Raw genomic sequence first — 582 nt, 5'->3', positions numbered from 1 at the left:
TTATAATCTGCTCAGGTCCCAGAACAGGGCGAGTGCTGCTGAGGAGGCGGTGCTGCGCGATGCGGAACTGCCCCTGCAGTCCCGGGGCAAGCACCAGGGCTTCCACATCAACCCCGGAGTAGCGCGGGCCAGTGAAGACGCCCGAGCCGGCTTGGCTGTCGAGTCGGCCACAGGGATCGCGCGGCTGTATGGGCTTACAGGAGAACCGGACCACCCCGGCCTGGTCCAACGCGGCCTTCTGCCCCAGACCATCAGGCAGGGCGCGCCCGACTGGGAAAAGGCAGCCCGCAAACGCCTTCACAGTCTGCTCCAACCCCAGAACAGGGCGAGTGTTGCTGAGGAGGCGGTGCTGCGCGATGCGGAAGTGCCCCTGCAGTCCCGGGGCAAGCACCCGGGTTTCCACATCAACCCCGGAGTAGCGCGGGCCAGTGAAGACGCCCGAGCCGACTTGGCTGTCGAGTCGGCCACAGGGATCGCGCGGTTGTACGGGCTTACAGGAGAACCGGACCACCCCGGCCTGGTCCAACGCGGCCTTCTGCCCCAGACCATCAGGCAGGGCGCGCCCGACTGGGAAAAGGCAGC

At 67.2% G+C, this 582-nt stretch carries 1 protein-coding gene; it reads right to left on the bottom strand.

What is annotated here, in order from left to right:
• Nucleotides 1-526, bottom strand: a 526-nt coding sequence (locus tag ACIBIW_RS28795) for a hypothetical protein (RefSeq protein ID WP_399340088.1), incomplete at its 3' end; no start/stop codon positions are given.
• Between the last annotated feature and the right edge of the window lie 56 nt (nucleotides 527-582).

The organism is Streptomyces sp. NPDC050560, assembly GCF_044457285.1.
GTDB lineage: Bacteria > Actinomycetota > Actinomycetes > Streptomycetales > Streptomycetaceae > Streptomyces.
This window is presented reverse-complemented; position numbering and strand designations above follow the sequence as displayed.